This window comes from Collinsella aerofaciens, from assembly GCF_964243765.1.
Lineage (GTDB): Bacteria > Actinomycetota > Coriobacteriia > Coriobacteriales > Coriobacteriaceae > Collinsella > Collinsella aerofaciens_BU.
In genome coordinates this window covers 21,892-36,583 of record NZ_CAXTGI010000008.1, presented here as the reverse complement: position 1 = coordinate 36,583, position 14,692 = coordinate 21,892, and the positions used below count along the sequence as shown (strand labels likewise).

The following is a 14,692-nucleotide window of genomic DNA, read 5'->3' as shown; positions in this document are numbered from 1 at the left end:
CAAGCCTTGAAACAAGGCACACCTCAAATGGCTGGGTAGCTCAGTTGGTAGAGCAGAGGACTGAAAATCCTCGTGTCAGGGGTTCGATTCCCTTCCCCGCCACCTTGAATTGACTAGGGCCTCTGCAAAGGGGTCCTTTTCTTTTATGTGGCCCCCACGCGGAATCGAACCCCGTGAGGGCGCGGAGCTGAGTAAACGCGTGAGCGTTTGCCAGCGTAGCTCGCAAGGCGCGCAAGCGCCGCAGCGGTCCGTCCGCGCAGCGCGCGGACGCGATTCCCTTCCCCGCCACCTTGAATTGACTAGGACCTCTGCAAAGGGGTCCTTTTCTTTTATGTAGGGTTCTGCGGAAACTGCGTCCCAGAATAAGGGCTCAGAACGGGACACACTTTCCGGTGCCTGCCTCCGGCGCGCGTACGCACCTCGTCGCACCATTCCGAGCCCGCCCGCCCCAGACATTCCTCCCACTTTCGCGTCACTTTGCAGACCGTTCGGTCGCCTGTCCGCACACGCGGGTATACTCAAAACGATACTTATCCCATGCAATACGATGCGGGTTCGACCTGCATGATCCGAAGGGGGCAGTGATGGAGAGGATACTCGGCGTTAATCTCTCTGGCTGGTTTATTCCCGAGCCTTGGGTGACCCCGTCGCTGTACGCGGCGACCGGCGCATCCAACGCAGCCGAGCTGCAGGAGGCCATGGGTACCGCCGCTTACAACGAGCGCATGCGTCGTCATTACGAGACGTTTGTGAGCGAGGGCGATTTTCGCCGCATGGCGCAGATCGGTCTCAATGCCGTGCGTCTGCCGGTGCCCTGGTATGCCTTTGGCTCACAGGGGTCCGATGCCTCCTACATATCGGTTGTCGATTACATCGACCGCGCAATTGAGTGGGCTGCCAAGTACGATATCCGCGTGCTGCTCGATCTGGCAACCGTGCCCGGTGGCCAGGGCGATTCCAACGATTCGCCCACCACGCCGGAGGCTGTCGCCGAGTGGCATTCGTCCACCAACGGCCGTCATGTCGCACTCGACGTGCTCGAGCGCTTGGCCGATCGCTATGGCGAGGCCGAGAGCCTGCTGGGCATTGAGCTGCTGGACACGCCGCAGATGAGCGTTCGCAAGAGCCTCTTCACCATGACGGATGGCATTCCTGCTCACTACCTGCGCAATTTCTATCGCGATGCCTACGAGCTCGTCCGTTCGTATATGCCCGAGGATAAGATCGTCGTCTTCTCGTCGTCGGGGCATCCCAGCGAGTGGAAGCATTTTATGCGCGGCGCCAAGTACAAGAACGTCTACATGGACCTTCACCTGTACCATTACCGCGACGAGTATGCGCTCGACATCACGAGCCCTCGCGGGCTGACGACGGCGATTTCGCGTAACAAGCGCGAGCTCAAAGAGGCGATTTCGACTGGGTTCCCCGTGCTGGTGGGCGAATGGTCGGGCGCGGCGATCTTTGCCAACTCGTCGGTTACGCCCGAGGGCCGCAATGCCTACGAGCGCGTGTTTATCGCCAACCAGCTGGCTTCGTTTGCGCCGGCTGCCGGTTGGTTCTTCCAAACGTGGAAGACCGAGAAGCGCATTGCAGCATGGGACGCCCGCGCGGCGCTCGGTACGCTCGAGCGCGGCATGATTGAATAGGTTGATATGACGCAAAACAGCGCCCATACGGGCAAACTCTATGTGGTCGGCACGCCCATCGGCAACCTAGGCGACCTGTCCCCGCGCGTTGGCGAGGCCTTTGCCGCCGCCGATGCCATTTGCTGCGAAGACACGCGTGTGACGTCAAAGCTGCTGATGCACCTGGGCATTTCCAAGCCGCTTGTCCGTTGCGACGAGAATGTGATCGCTAGCCGCGCTGCCGGCCTGGTCGACCGTCTGCTGGCGGGGGAGACCCTCGCCTTTGCCTCGGACGCCGGCATGCCGAGCGTGTCCGATCCCGGCCAGGCGCTGGTCGAGGCGGCGCGTGAGGCCGATGTACCCGTCGAAGTTATTCCCGGGCCCTCTGCTTGCGTCACGGCGCTTGTTTCGTCCGGCATTCCCTGCGAGCATTTTTTCTTCGAGGGCTTTTTGGGCCGAAAGCACGGCGACCGTGTGCGCCGTTTGCAGCGCCTTGCCGTGGTGCCCGGCGCACTCATCTTCTACGAGTCTCCACATCGCATCGTGGCGACGCTCGAGGCCGTGGCGGAGGTCTTTCCCCAGCGTGAGGTTGCCGTCTGCCGCGAACTCACCAAGCTGCACGAGGAGGTCTTGCGCGGGCTCGCTGCCCAGCTTGCCGAGGAACTGCGCGCTCGCGGCGAGGTAAAGGGCGAGATCGCGCTGGTCATCGCGCCGCCGAGCGAGGATGAGGAGGCCGGTATCGTGCCGGTCGGCGCCACGGCAGCGGATCCCGACGAGGCCCTGCGCGAGGATATCCGCGCCGCGCTCGAGGAGGGGGAGCCCGCGTCTGCGGTGGCCAAGCGCCTGTCTCAGAAGTATTCGCGCCGCAAGCGCGATGTCTATGCCATGGTGCTCGATATGCAATAGATGGAGGATATCCAGCCCTTGCGCTAGAATCATCCTCTGTATGCAACGTTTTTCTGGAGGACAAACCCCATGGATCAAAGCAAGCCTTCGTTCTTTATCACGACGCCCATCTACTACGTCAACGCCGATCCGCACCTGGGCACGGCTTATTCCACCATCATCGCCGACGTTCAGGCTCGCTATCGCCGTTCCGCCGGCTATAACGTCAAGTTCCTGACCGGCATGGACGAGCATGGCGAGAAGGTCGCCGAGGCCGCAGCCAAGCATGGCATGACGCCGCAGGAGTGGACCGATAGCCAGGCCCCGCACTTCAAGGAGCTTTGGAGCAAGCTCGAGATCTCCAACGACGACTTCATCCGCACCACCGAGCCGCGCCAGCATCATGCCGTGCAGTACCTGTGGGAGCGCATGAAGGAGTCCGGCTATCTGTATAAGGGCAGCTACGACGGTTGGTATTGCGTGCCTGACGAGACCTACTTCACTGATACGCAGGTCCAGAAGGGCGACGAGGAGTACGGCAGCGTCGGCCAGCACCTGTGCCCCGACTGCCACCGTCCGCTTGAGCGCGTGCAGGAGGAGTCCTACTTCTTTAAGCTTTCCGCCTTCCAGGACAAGCTTCTCAAGCTCTATGACGAGCACCCCGACTTTGTCGAGCCTGCGTTCCGTATGAACGAGGTACGCAGCTTTGTCGAGGGCGGCCTTAACGACCTTTCCGTGAGCCGTACGAGCTTTGACTGGGGCATTCAGGTCCCGTTTGACGAGGGTCACGTGACCTACGTGTGGTTCGATGCGTTGCTCAACTATATGACGGCCGTCGGCTACGGTGTCGACACCGACGAGGCCCGTGCCGAGCTGGCCTATCGCTGGCCCGCGCAGTTCCACATCGTGGGTAAGGACATCATCCGCTTCCACTGCGTCATTTGGCCCGCGATGCTCATGGCCATCGGCGAGGCCCTGCCCGAGCACGTCTTTGCCCACGGCTTCCTGACCGTGCGCAATGCCGAGACCGGTAAGGCCGAGAAGATGTCCAAGAGCCGCGGCAACGCCATCGCTCCGCAGGACGTTATCGACATGCTGGGCGTCGAGGGCTACCGCTATTACTTTATGACCGACGTGGTCCCCGGCACCGACGGCGCCATCAGCTTCGATCGTATGGAGCAGGTCTACAACGCCGATCTGGCCAACAGCTGGGGCAACCTCATTTCGCGCTCGCTCAACATGAGCGCAAAGTACTTTGACGGCTGCGCGCCCGCCAAGCCCGCATCGTTCGATGCGTTCGACAACCCGCTGGCAAAGATCGCCGATGGCCTGGTCGACCGCTACATGGCCAAGATGGACGTGCTCGATTACGGCGGAGCCAAGGATGAGGTCATGGAGCTCATCCACGCCGCCAACCACTACATCGAGGACTCCGAGCCCTGGGCACTTGCCAAGGACGAGGCCAAGGCTGACGAGCTGGCGTTTGTGATCTACAACCTGCTCGAGGCCATCCGCATTGCCGCTCACCTGCTGATGCCGCTCATGCCTCAGACCTCTGCCGAGGCCCTGCGCCGCCTGTCCTGCGAGAACGAGGCCGCGACCGACGACCTCAAGGGCATTTGCGCTTGGGGCCTGCTTGCTGGTGGTCAGCCCGTCGAGAAGGGCGATCCGCTGTTCCCGCGTCTGGCGTAGAGACCGCGCGAGCGCCATATCGGCAATTTGCTGTTTAGATGTAAGGGCATGGCCGCAACGGTCCATGCCCTTTCGTTTCAAGACGCCGCCATCATGCTAAGGAGGCAACTATGACAACTTCGCCTTTGGCAAACCCCACGGCAACAAGGGAGCTGCTGGAGGAGTTTGGCCTTGCGACCAAGCATCGCCTGGGCCAGAACTTTCTAATCGACAATCATGTGATCGAGCGTATCTGCGAGCTTGCCGAGTTTGCAGGTGACGAGCGCGTACTCGAGGTGGGTCCGGGTTGCGGTACTTTGACACTTGCGTTGCTGCAGGAAGCGGCGTGCGTTACGTCCATTGAGGCCGATCCTGAGCTCGAACCGGTGCTCGACGCCCACGCCGCCGACTATGCCAACTTCCGCTTTATCATGGGCGACGCGCTTAAGGTGGGCCCGGAGCAGATTGAGCAGGCTGCGGGCGGTGAGCCGACGGTATTTGTCGCGAACTTGCCTTATAACGTGGCGGCGACGATCATTTTGCAATTTTTCCAGACGATGCCGGCGCTCAAGCGCGCCGTCGTCATGGTGCAAAAGGAGGTTGCCGATCGCATTGCCGCAGTGCCGGGCAACAAGACCTATGGCGGCTATACGGCAAAGCTTGGCCTGTATGCGCAGGTGACGGGTCGCTTTGAGGTGCCGCCGCGTTGCTTTATGCCGGCGCCGCACGTGGACTCGGCCGTCGTGCGTATCGACCGTGTTGACGGTGTGGTGCCCGAAGGACTCGATCGCGAATTTGTGGCCCGCGTGATTGACGCTGCATTTGCTCAGCGTCGCAAGACCATCCGCAATTCCATGAGCGCCAACGGCTTTGCCAAGGACGTGCTCGATGCCGCCTTTGAGGCTTGCGGTATCGCACCCACCACGCGCGCCGAGACGCTCGGCGTCGCCGACTTTGTGTGCCTGGCTCGGGAGCTTTCCCATGACGCTTAATGCCGAACGCGTGACGTTTACCAAGAAAAAGAAGACGGTTGCTTGTCCCGTGCCCTTGGCACCGCTTGCCGACACACATGCGCATCTGCTTTCGTTCTGGGGCAAGGATGTGCCCGAGACACTCGTGCGTGCCAAGGCGGCAGGCATCGACCTGTTGGTGACGGTCTTCGACCCCATCGCCGACAAGCGCAGCGTGACGGGCTATAGCGACTGGCTCGTGCGCGAAATTCTGCCGATGCAGGATATCCCGCAGATCAAGTATCTTGCCGGCGTGCATCCGTATGGCGCGCCGGACTATACCGACGACATTCACGCGCAGGTTGTTGCTGCGCTTGATGACCCTTTGTGTGCCGGTATTGGCGAAATCGGTCTGGACTACCACATGGATTACGACGACGACATCACGCCGGCGCCCCACAGCGTGCAGATTGATTGCATGGCGCGCCAGCTCGAGCTTGCCGTGTGTCGTAACGTGCCGGTGGAGCTGCATCTGCGTCACGAGGACATGGACCAGGAGCGTACCTCGCACGTGGACGCCTACAACGTGCTTCGTGAGGTGGGCGTGCCCCAGGCCGGTTGTGTGCTGCACTGTTTTGGCGAGGACCGCGCCACGATGGAGCGCTTTGTGGAGCTGGGCTGCTATATCGCCTATGGTGGTGCGGCCACCTTTAAGCGCAACGACGACGTGCGCGAGGCATTTGCGGCAACCCCACTCGATCGAATTTTGTTCGAGACGGATTGCCCGTATATGGCTCCGGAGCCCATCCGCGGTCTTGAATGCGAGCCCGCAATGATCTCCATTACGGCAAACGCGCTGGTTAACGACCGTGTCGATCGCACTGGTGAGGACGCCGAAACAATCGCGCATGCCGCTTGGGAAAATGCCTGCAAACTTTTTCAAAAATAGTTCTTGCGTTCGCGATGGCGCTCCGTTATTCTAATTCCTGCACGCGGGCGTGGCGGAATTGGCAGACGCGTACGGTTCAGGTCCGTATGGGGGCAACCCCATGAAGGTTCAAGTCCTTTCGCCCGCACCATTGATTGAAAGAGCTCCCAGCAATGGGGGCTTTTTTGTTATGTGCCCATCGCAGGGACTTGAACCTGTGAAGGAGCGAGCGTCAAGAAAACGCGGAGCGTTTTTAGCGAGCTGGCGAGTCCGCCGGCAGGCGGGCGAAGCCGGTGCGGATCCGCGAAGCGGATACGCGGACGTCCTTTCGCCCGCACCATTGATTGAAAGAGCTCCCAGCAATGGGAGCTCTTTTTGTTATGCACGATCTCCTTGGACGGGTATCCTAGTACCAACGTGTGCCTATCAGAGGAGAGACCATGCTGTTTTCCGGTATCATCGCCGCCCTTACCAGCCTTTTGATTCCCATCATCATCCTGTTGCTGCTGCTCCCCAACGCCTGTTACGTCGTTGAGCAGCAGCACGCCGTAATCATCGAGCGCTTGGGTAAGTTCAACCGTATCGTCAACGCGGGCTTCCACGTGAAGGTGCCCGTGATCGACCGCAAGGCCGCCACGGTGAGTCTGCGCACCATGAAAAATGGTTTTGGCATCGACGTTAAGACCCAGGACAACGTGACCATTGGCCTTGAGGTCTCCGCTCAGTACCACGTGAGCTATGACATGGGCGCCGGCCCGGCAGATTCGGGCATCTACAAGAGCTACTACATGCTGCAGGAGCCCGTCGACCAGATGCGTGACTTCATCACCGACGCCCTGCGCTCTTCGATTCCTGTCTACACACTCGATGAGGTCTTTGCCAAGAAGGATGACATCGCCAAGGATGTCAACGCTACCGTTTCCGAGCAGATGGCCGCCTACGGCTTCACCCTCGTGTCGACGCTCATCACCAAAATCGCACTGCCGACCGAGGTTGAGAACTCCATGAACGACATCAACGCCGCCCAGCGCAAGCGCGCTGCGGCACAGGAGCTCGCCGAGGCAGACCGCATCAAGCGCGTCACCGAGGCGACCGCCGAGGCTGAGGCGATGGAAAAGGCAGGCGAAGGCATCGCCAACCAGCGCAAAGCTATCGCGTTGGGCATCAAGGATTCGCTCGAGATTATCCAGGAGACAGGCGTTGGCAACGATGAGGCCAACCAGCTGTTCATGTTTACGCAGTGGACCGAGATGATGACGGAGTTCGCACGTACGGGCAAAAACTCGACGGTCGTGTTGCCGAGCGACTTCTCGCAGTCGGCCTCTATGTTCGAGCAGATGCTGGCTGCCGGCAAAGTTCAAAACGATTCGAAGGAGTAGGCGCGCGTGAAATACACCGTCGTTTGTGTTGGTAAGCTCAAGGAGCGCTTTTGGAAGGACGCGTGCGCTGAGTACACCAAGCGTCTGGGTGCCTATGCCAAGGTGGATATCCGCGAGGTGGCCGATATCGACCCGGCTAAGGCGGGCGGTGTGGATGCTGCGCGTGACAAGGAGGGGGCGGCGATTCTTGCTGCCTTGCCGTCTCGAGCGCATGTGATCTTGCTGGCCATTGAGGGCAAGGAGCGTTCGAGTGAGGAGCTCTCGGCGAGGCTCGACGATCTTATGCTGCGAGGTAGTAGCGACATTGCCTTTGTAATCGGCGGTTCGGACGGCGTGAGCGATGACGTGCGCACACGAGCCGACGAGATGCTCAGCTTTGGACGTATTACCTTGCCGCACAACTTGGCGCGCGTGGTGCTGCTGGAGCAAATCTACCGCGCCTGCAAGATCAGCCGTGGCGAGCCGTATCACAAATAGGTCGGCAATACGAAACAATGCCGTGGGACAATAGCCTTCGTTTTGAAGAGCGTGTCTGAGAGGACTATGAGATATGAAGATCGGATTTGTCGGTTTTGGCAATATGGCGAGCGCTATGGCCGATGGCTGGATCGCCGCCGGTGTGGCTGCGAGCGATATGTGCGCCTGCGCGGGCCACTACGACGCCTTGGTCGAGCGTTGTGAGGCACGTGGGATGGTTGCCTGTCGTGATGCGGCGGAGGTTGTCGCCGCATCCGATATCGTGGTTGCTGCGGTCAAGCCATACATGATTGAGAAGGTCTTCGCTCCGCTCAAAGAAACCCTTGCCGACAAGGTTGTCCTTTCGGTCGCCTGGACCTGGGATAGCGCCAAGTGGGAGCAGGTCCTGCCGGGTGTCGCACACATCTCGACGGTGCCCAACACGCCGGTTTCGGTGGGCGAGGGCGTTATCGCCTGCGAGAAGGCTTCCACGCTTAGCGATGAGCAGCGTGCCACGGTGCTCGGTCTGCTCGGAAAGCTTGGCACCGTCGTCGAGCTCGATTCGAGTCTGCTGTTTGTGGGCGGTACCGTGGGCGGTTGCGCACCGGCATTTGTCGCCATGGCGATTGAGGCCTTGGGCGACGCGGCCGTCAAGCACGGTATCCCGCGCGCCGATGCCTATCGCATTGTGAGCCAGATGGTGCTGGGCACGGCAAAGCTACAGCTTGCGACTGGCCAGCATCCTGCGGCGATGAAGGATGCCGTATGCTCACCCGGTGGCGCCACCATCAAGGGCGTCGTCGCGCTCGAGGACGCCGGCATGCGCAGCGCCCTGGTCAAGGCCATCGACGCCACCCTCCAGTAAAACCTGCCATTTAGGGACAGGTTTATTTTGGCAGGTTTTCCTGCGGTTTTATCTCTATAGCAAAAAGCGCCTCGCAACTGGCTCAATTCCAGTTGCGAGGCGCTTGCGTTTGCCCAGATAAAACCGACCAAAATAAACCAGTCCCTTTTTGGCAGGTTAGTCCCAGAAGCTGTCTTGATCGTCCTCGTCCTTGGGGCCGCGGTCGACATACATCTTATGGGTGCGCTTCTCCATTACAAAGGCAAGAATCGCAAACAGTAGGATGCCGCCGGCGAAAAGGATGGCAAAACCGGTGCGGGTGCCAAACAAAAAGGAAAAAACTGCGTCCATTGGGTGCCTTCTTGCGTAGTTGGGTTGGGTCGTAAACGCTCATAAGTATATACTTGCCCATACATGTACAAGGTTGCAACCTAAATGGAATGTATATCGCCGGAGGATCTAATGCTTGATATCAAGTTTGTTCGCGAGAACCCCGATGCCATCGATACCGCCATGGCCAACCGCCAGACGTCTTGGGATCGAGAGAAGTTCTTCGAGCTCGACGACGAGCGCCGTGCCGTCATCACCGAGGTCGAGGAGCTCCAGGCCACGCGTAATGCCGAGTCCAAGAAGATCGGCGCCCTGATGAAGGAGGGCAAGAAGGACGAGGCCGAGGCCGCCAAGGAGGCCGTGCGCGCCGTCAACGAGAAGATTGACGGTCTGGCCGAGCGCCGCACCGCTCTCGAGCAGGAGCAGTACGACTTTATGGCTCACCTTCCCAACATCCCTTGCGAGGCCACGCCGTACGGCAAGGACGAGGACGAGAACATCGAGCGCCGTCGTTGGGGCACCCCGCGCGAGTTCGACTTCGACTTTAAGCCGCACTGGGACCTGGGCACCGACCTCGACATCCTCGATTTCGAGCGCGGCAACAAGCTCTCCGGCAGCCGCTTTACCGTTCTCGGTGGCGCCGGCGCCCGTCTTGAGCGCGCCCTCATCAACTTCTTCCTTGACACGCACACCAGCCGTGGCTTTAAGGAGTGGTGGCCGCCCATCGTCGTCAAGCGTCAGACCATGTTTGGCACGGGTCAGCTGCCCAAGTTCGAGGACGACGCCTATCACGTCTCGGGCGACAACTTCCTGATCCCCACCGCCGAGGTCGTGCTTACCAACCTGCACGCCGGCGAGGTTCTCGATGCTGATACCCTGCCGCGCCGCTACACCGCCTTCACCCCCTGCTTCCGCGAGGAGGCCGGCTCCGCTGGTCGCGACACCCGCGGTATCATCCGCCAGCACGAGTTCGACAAGGTCGAGATGGTCAAGTTTGCCAAGCCGGAGGAGTCCGACGAGGAGCTCGAGAGCATGACCGCCGAGGCCGAGTTCCTGCTTCAGCAGCTGGGCCTTCCGTATCGCGTGATTAGCCTGTGCACCGGCGACCTGGGCTTCTCTGCCCGTCAGACCTACGACATCGAGGTCTGGCTGCCGAGCTACAACGCCTACAAAGAGATCAGCTCCTGCTCTAACTGCGGCGATTTCCAGGCCCGTCGCGCCAACATCAAGTATCGCGACCCCGAGAACTTCAAGGGCTCGCGCTACCTGCACACCCTCAACGGTTCCGGCCTGCCGGCTGGCCGCACCATGGCCGCCATTCTGGAGAACTACCAGAACGCCGACGGCACCATCACGATCCCCGAGGTTCTGCGTCCCTACATGGGCGGCCTCGAGAAGATCGAGCCGGTCGCGTAAGCTAGCTGCATAGGCGATTTGCGAGGGCGCTCCTTTTAGGGGCGCCCTTTTTGTGTACGGCTATACCATGCCGTGCGGACAGCTCGATAGAAAACACACGAACAAACGTTCTGTATACAGCCATTTACCTGCTATGCTTTTGTTAAATAGAAGCGAGAGGAAGGGGATGCGATGGAGCTGTTTGATGAGCGGGTAGTTTTGTTTGAGAGCGATGAAGGTGGGGAGCACCTACTAGTTACGTGTGAGCCATCCGGTATGGGTGGTTTGGTGGTGCGGCAGACGAGCGAGGGTCCGTTGACCCAATGGTGCTTTGAGGAGTCGCCGCATGTAGTCGAGACCTTTGTGACACACGAGGGGCTTGTGGCACTTGAGCGGTTCTATGGAGTTGAGACTTCTAACCAGGTGGCGCGCATGTTGAGTATCTCGTTTGCCGATTATGACTGTGCCCAGCGGGTGCGCTCGCTGTTGAGGGAGCTCGGTGCCGGGTTCGATGTGGTTGAAAAACCGATTGATCGCATGGGGGACGCTGGCGCATGCGGAGCTGTGTAAGGAACATATTCTTCAAAAAGTTTGAGATTGTGCTTGACTCCAACTAACTAAAGTGGTTTTATATGTCTTGCGCTGCGGCGTTACCTCAGCTGGATAGAGGGTCTGACTACGAATCAGAACGTCATAGGTTCGAATCCTATACGCCGCACCAACCGAAATTGAAAGCCTCCGGCAACGGGGGCTTTTCTTTTATGGCAGCACCGCATGGATTCGAACCTCGGTCGAGGCACGAACAACTTAATTATCACTCCGTAAAATTTTTTTCTAATTGTCGCTTGACCCATCGGGGGCTCGCGTGCATAATAATCCGTGCGTTGCGGCGTTACCTCAGCTGGATAGAGGGTCTGACTACGAATCAGAACGTCATAGGTTCGAATCCTATACGCCGCACCAATTGACTTTAAAGCTCCCGGCAACGGGGGCTTTTCTTATATGGGAGCATTGCGGAGATTCGAACCTCGGTCGAGGCGCGGGCGTCAAGAAAACGCGGAGCGTTTTTAGCCCGCGGGCGAGCACGCCGGCAGGCGGGCGAAGCCGGTGCGGATCCGCGCAGCGGATGCGCGGAATCCTATACGCCGCACCAATTGACTTTAAAGCTCCCGGCAACGGGGGCTTTTCTTATATCGCGATGCGTCGAAGATCGCATCAAGTGGTCAAAATGAGTAAAAATCAAATTCAATAACTTTTTTTGAAAAACGCTTGACGATTATTCAGTCCATGTGCATAATAATCAACAAGTCGCGGCGTTACCTCAGCTGGATAGAGGGTCTGACTACGAATCAGAACGTCATAGGTTCGAATCCTATACGCCGCACCATTTGAGCTTAAAGCCTCCGGTAACGGGGGCTTTTCTTTTATGGAAACCTGGCATGGATTCGAACCTCGGTCGAGGCGCGGGCGTCAAGAAAACGCGGAGCGTTTTTAGCGAGCGGGCGAGTCCGCCGGCAGGCGGGCGAAGCCGGTGCGGATCCGCGCAGCGGATGCGCGGAATCCTATACGCCGCACCAATTGAAATTGAAAGCCTCCGGCAACGGGGGCTTTTCTTTTGCGCCAGCTTGAGTGCTTTCGTCCAAAGGGACGATTTCCTGTCGACTCGTGTAAGATTCCGAGTAGGTGTCGCGGCCCATCCGCGGCCACTCCTTCTCTCAACGACCGATCAGGGTGATACTTCGTGGCAGAGCGTCCGACATACAAGCTCAGGTTTCTCGATCCCAAGAAGCGCTTTCCGGCGATGCCCGAGCAGCCAGCGGGACGCTCGTATGGCGTGGTCTGGAAGCTCTTTGGCGAGGATCAGCATGAATCTTGTTATGTCGTCGAATTCGTTGGCAAAAGTCATGTGTCGCTTTTGGGCTACGTAAGCGTTTCGGGTGAGGTGTACAAGGTGGACCGCCCCGTTAGCGAGGCTCCGCTGCCCAACGATCCCGACATGGAACTCGTCCTTGACGAGTCGGACTCCGGTATTGGTGAGATTGTGGTTCGGGGAGCCAACGGCACAATGCGCGCGTGCGCGCGAGCCGTCGGCTCTCCCGAAGGTCCCATGCGCGAACAGTCCGATCACGAGACATGGAATTCGACCCGCTCCCTTCCTTACGGCGAGTTCATGGCATCGATGTTCCTGCGCTACGTGATATTCGCTGACTCCGAAAATACCATTGCGAGCACGGCGGACGCCGACGGACTCGACGAGGGTATGCAAAACGTTGTCGACAAGATCAAGCTCGTAAAGTTGCCCGAGCCGGTCGAGGTGTTTTTGGGCTTTAACACGGCACCGCTCCCCGATGCTATCGAGACGCTGCTTTACCGCGTTGACCATGCCGAGAATCCGAGCGGTATCGAGCGCTATGCCGCCGCCCTTATGAGCGAAATTGACTTGCCCCGCCTGCGCACCATCGCCGCCAAGTCCGAGATGAGCCTAGCTCGCATCGATCGCTCAAAGCTTTTCTATCTCAATTTTGATCGCAGTCTGCTGGACCAGGACGAGATTGACACGCTGCTCGCCATCGAGTGCCGTCTCAACCGCCTCTCCGGCATCCTTGAGCGCATCGGGGCTGGATTGGTCCCCGCGGCCTCGTCGCCGAGCCTTGAGGGCTGCGCGCTCTTTGATGCGTGGCATATCGCTAAGACGACCAACGATGTTCCTCGACTGCTCGATACGGCCTCGAGCGATAACCCGTGGGGCGAACCGGGAACGGTTTCGTGCCAGCCGGGCGGAGAGTGGGACGTGCGCACCCGCTTCGCGCGTATTGTCGAGGCGCTCAACGTGGTCACGCGGCTCGACTATACCTATCGGGCAAACGTTGCCGAGGGGATTATGCTCGTTCGGTTTGGGCAGTCTGTCGTTGATGCCATGCCGCAACGTGAATACGACGCTCAAGATGACGCCTGGCACGAGCTGGACGAGGACACGCGCACGATCTGGGCCGCGGAGCACGATGCGCGCGTGGCGCTCACGCTTGCGGCAGCGTGTTTTGCCGCGGGCGCCTGCATCACACGCTGCTATGTGCAGATTGCTGCTCCCGACAGTGAGCAGGGCGAGTGCGTTGTCGCAACGTATTTCTTTGGGCGCGCGGCCTATCTGGCCGATTGCGTGCCTGTCGCCAAGGATCTTGAGAGCATGGACATGGACGATATGCCGTGCAAGCGTGTGCTTGAGGCGTATGAGTCAACCGCTCCGGAGACGATTGAGCCGGCGGAGGTTCATGCTCGTCCGCGTGATGACCATCGCATGCTGCCGCCGGCGCTGCGCGATCTGCTGCTTGCCGATACGGCTGACGAGCTGGAGGTCATGGAAGAGGACGACGACCCATACGTGGCCCGTGTTGTTGAATTGCGCGAGCAGGCAAAAGTCGACCGTACAGGTGCTTTTGAAGGCTTTTCCCGTCTTGTTGAGGAGTTGGAGGCTAAGTGCGCCGTCGCCGAGCTTTTGGCGACAGGTCCGGTTCAAACGCAGTTTTGCGATAACCAGCTGGTGCGCATGGTGCTACCGGTGTTGGAAGAAGACCGCTCTGTGCGAATCCTTCGTGCGCCCGATGCGCTGTACTTTGCCCAGCACGAGATCTGCAGCTTTTACGCCGAGCAAGAGGACTTTGAACGAGCACTGCCCGAGGTGCGCCATCTTTACGATCTGGCGCGCTCGTCCATGCAGTCGCACTTTGCGCTCATCAACGTGCTTGCGCGTCTGGAGCGCTTTGACGAGATTATCGAGGTGGCGCGCCACGGCCTACGTATTGCCAGCGATCGTTCTGCAATCGGCTACCTGTTCTATCGCTTGGCGTTTGCCTATTGGAATTGCGATCAGCTCGACCTGGCGCTGGCTTGTTACCGTCTGGTGCCGCGCGGCGAGGAGTCGGGCAGCAGCGCGCTGGAAGAAATGCAGGGCCTTATGAACGAGATGGGTGTCAGCGAGCCTCCGACGTTCGAGGAAGCGGTCGAGACCATCCACAGGGCTGGACTCGAATTGCCGCCCGTGCCCGCGGTGGCCAACCAGCTTGCGGATGCCGCCGTGCAGCTGGTCGATAACGGCTTCTTTTTCCTGGCGCGCGGTTGCATCTTCCAAATGTGGCGCACCATGGGCAACGACGAGCTCGGCTCCCTCAACCGCTCGCTGGGGTAGGCGAAGCTTTCAAGAAGGAAAGGCTGCTAGGCAATTAGAAAATTTC

12 protein-coding genes and 5 tRNA genes are annotated in these 14,692 nt (G+C 59.5%); 16 read left to right on the top strand and 1 reads right to left on the bottom strand.

The annotated features are described in order from the left end of the window. Positions 1–29 precede the first annotated feature (29 nt). The 10 genes from ACESSC_RS06775 to proC all read left to right on the top strand — a co-directional run bounded on the left by ACESSC_RS06775 (position 30) and on the right by proC (position 8,759). Positions 30–102 (top strand) — tRNA-Phe (locus ACESSC_RS06775). 482 nt (positions 103–584) lie between these two features. Next, entirely contained in the window at positions 585–1,646 is a 1,062-nt protein-coding gene (locus ACESSC_RS06770; RefSeq protein ID WP_373162084.1) for a glycoside hydrolase family 5 protein, read from the top strand. A 6-nt stretch (positions 1,647–1,652) separates the two neighbouring features. Then, on the top strand, positions 1,653–2,531 hold the full coding sequence (gene rsmI, locus ACESSC_RS06765; RefSeq protein WP_118206060.1) for a 16S rRNA (cytidine(1402)-2'-O)-methyltransferase: 879 nt from the start codon (positions 1,653–1,655) through the stop codon (positions 2,529–2,531). A 69-nt stretch (positions 2,532–2,600) separates the two neighbouring features. Then, positions 2,601–4,202 (top strand): methionine--tRNA ligase, encoded by a 1,602-nt coding sequence (gene metG / locus ACESSC_RS06760; RefSeq protein WP_118384982.1) that lies wholly within the window; start codon positions 2,601–2,603, stop codon positions 4,200–4,202. Positions 4,203–4,312: 110 nt separating this feature from the next. After that, positions 4,313–5,173: a 16S rRNA (adenine(1518)-N(6)/adenine(1519)-N(6))-dimethyltransferase RsmA gene (rsmA, locus tag ACESSC_RS06755; protein WP_118226168.1), complete on the top strand. Its 861-nt coding sequence runs from the start codon at positions 4,313–4,315 to the stop codon at positions 5,171–5,173. After that, positions 5,163–6,080 (top strand): TatD family hydrolase, encoded by a 918-nt coding sequence (locus tag ACESSC_RS06750; RefSeq protein ID WP_271738465.1) that lies wholly within the window; start codon positions 5,163–5,165, stop codon positions 6,078–6,080. Before rsmA ends, ACESSC_RS06750 begins: the two co-directional genes overlap by 11 nt. A gap of 43 nt (positions 6,081–6,123) precedes the next feature. Further along, positions 6,124–6,210: transfer RNA gene (locus ACESSC_RS06745), tRNA-Leu, on the top strand. A 289-nt stretch (positions 6,211–6,499) separates the two neighbouring features. Next, complete coding sequence (locus tag ACESSC_RS06740) at positions 6,500–7,438, top strand: SPFH domain-containing protein (RefSeq protein WP_117757556.1); 939 nt, start codon at positions 6,500–6,502, stop codon at positions 7,436–7,438. Positions 7,439–7,444: 6 nt separating this feature from the next. Next, positions 7,445–7,915 (top strand): 23S rRNA (pseudouridine(1915)-N(3))-methyltransferase RlmH, encoded by a 471-nt coding sequence (gene rlmH, locus ACESSC_RS06735; RefSeq protein WP_373162081.1) that lies wholly within the window; start codon positions 7,445–7,447, stop codon positions 7,913–7,915. 73 nt (positions 7,916–7,988) lie between these two features. Then, positions 7,989–8,759 carry a pyrroline-5-carboxylate reductase gene (gene proC, locus ACESSC_RS06730; protein WP_118080820.1) on the top strand — a complete coding sequence of 257 codons (771 nt, stop codon included), beginning with the start codon at positions 7,989–7,991 and terminating at the stop codon, positions 8,757–8,759. 156 nt (positions 8,760–8,915) lie between these two features. Here the strand turns inward: proC and ACESSC_RS06725 are convergent, their stop codons facing one another. Beyond that, positions 8,916–9,089 (bottom strand): DUF6724 family protein, encoded by a 174-nt coding sequence (locus ACESSC_RS06725; RefSeq protein WP_199574351.1) that lies wholly within the window; start codon positions 9,087–9,089, stop codon positions 8,916–8,918. 111 nt (positions 9,090–9,200) lie between these two features. Here ACESSC_RS06725 and serS point away from each other — a divergent pair, with 111 nt between their 5' ends. The 6 genes from serS (at position 9,201) to ACESSC_RS06695 (ending at position 14,646) form a co-directional block, all read left to right on the top strand. Further along, entirely contained in the window at positions 9,201–10,484 is a 1,284-nt protein-coding gene (serS, locus tag ACESSC_RS06720) for a serine--tRNA ligase (RefSeq protein WP_118080822.1), read from the top strand. Positions 10,485–10,655: 171 nt separating this feature from the next. Then, positions 10,656–11,033 (top strand): hypothetical protein, encoded by a 378-nt coding sequence (locus ACESSC_RS06715; protein WP_373162078.1) that lies wholly within the window; start codon positions 10,656–10,658, stop codon positions 11,031–11,033. 74 nt (positions 11,034–11,107) lie between these two features. After that, a tRNA-Arg gene (locus ACESSC_RS06710) sits at positions 11,108–11,184 on the top strand. Positions 11,185–11,349: 165 nt separating this feature from the next. Continuing rightward, a tRNA-Arg gene (locus ACESSC_RS06705) sits at positions 11,350–11,426 on the top strand. Between the two features lie 347 nt (positions 11,427–11,773). Beyond that, a tRNA-Arg gene (locus tag ACESSC_RS06700) sits at positions 11,774–11,850 on the top strand. 354 nt (positions 11,851–12,204) lie between these two features. Then, positions 12,205–14,646, top strand: a complete 2,442-nt coding sequence (locus tag ACESSC_RS06695; RefSeq protein ID WP_373162075.1) for a tetratricopeptide repeat protein — start codon at positions 12,205–12,207, stop codon at positions 14,644–14,646. Positions 14,647–14,692: the final 46 nt, after the last annotated feature.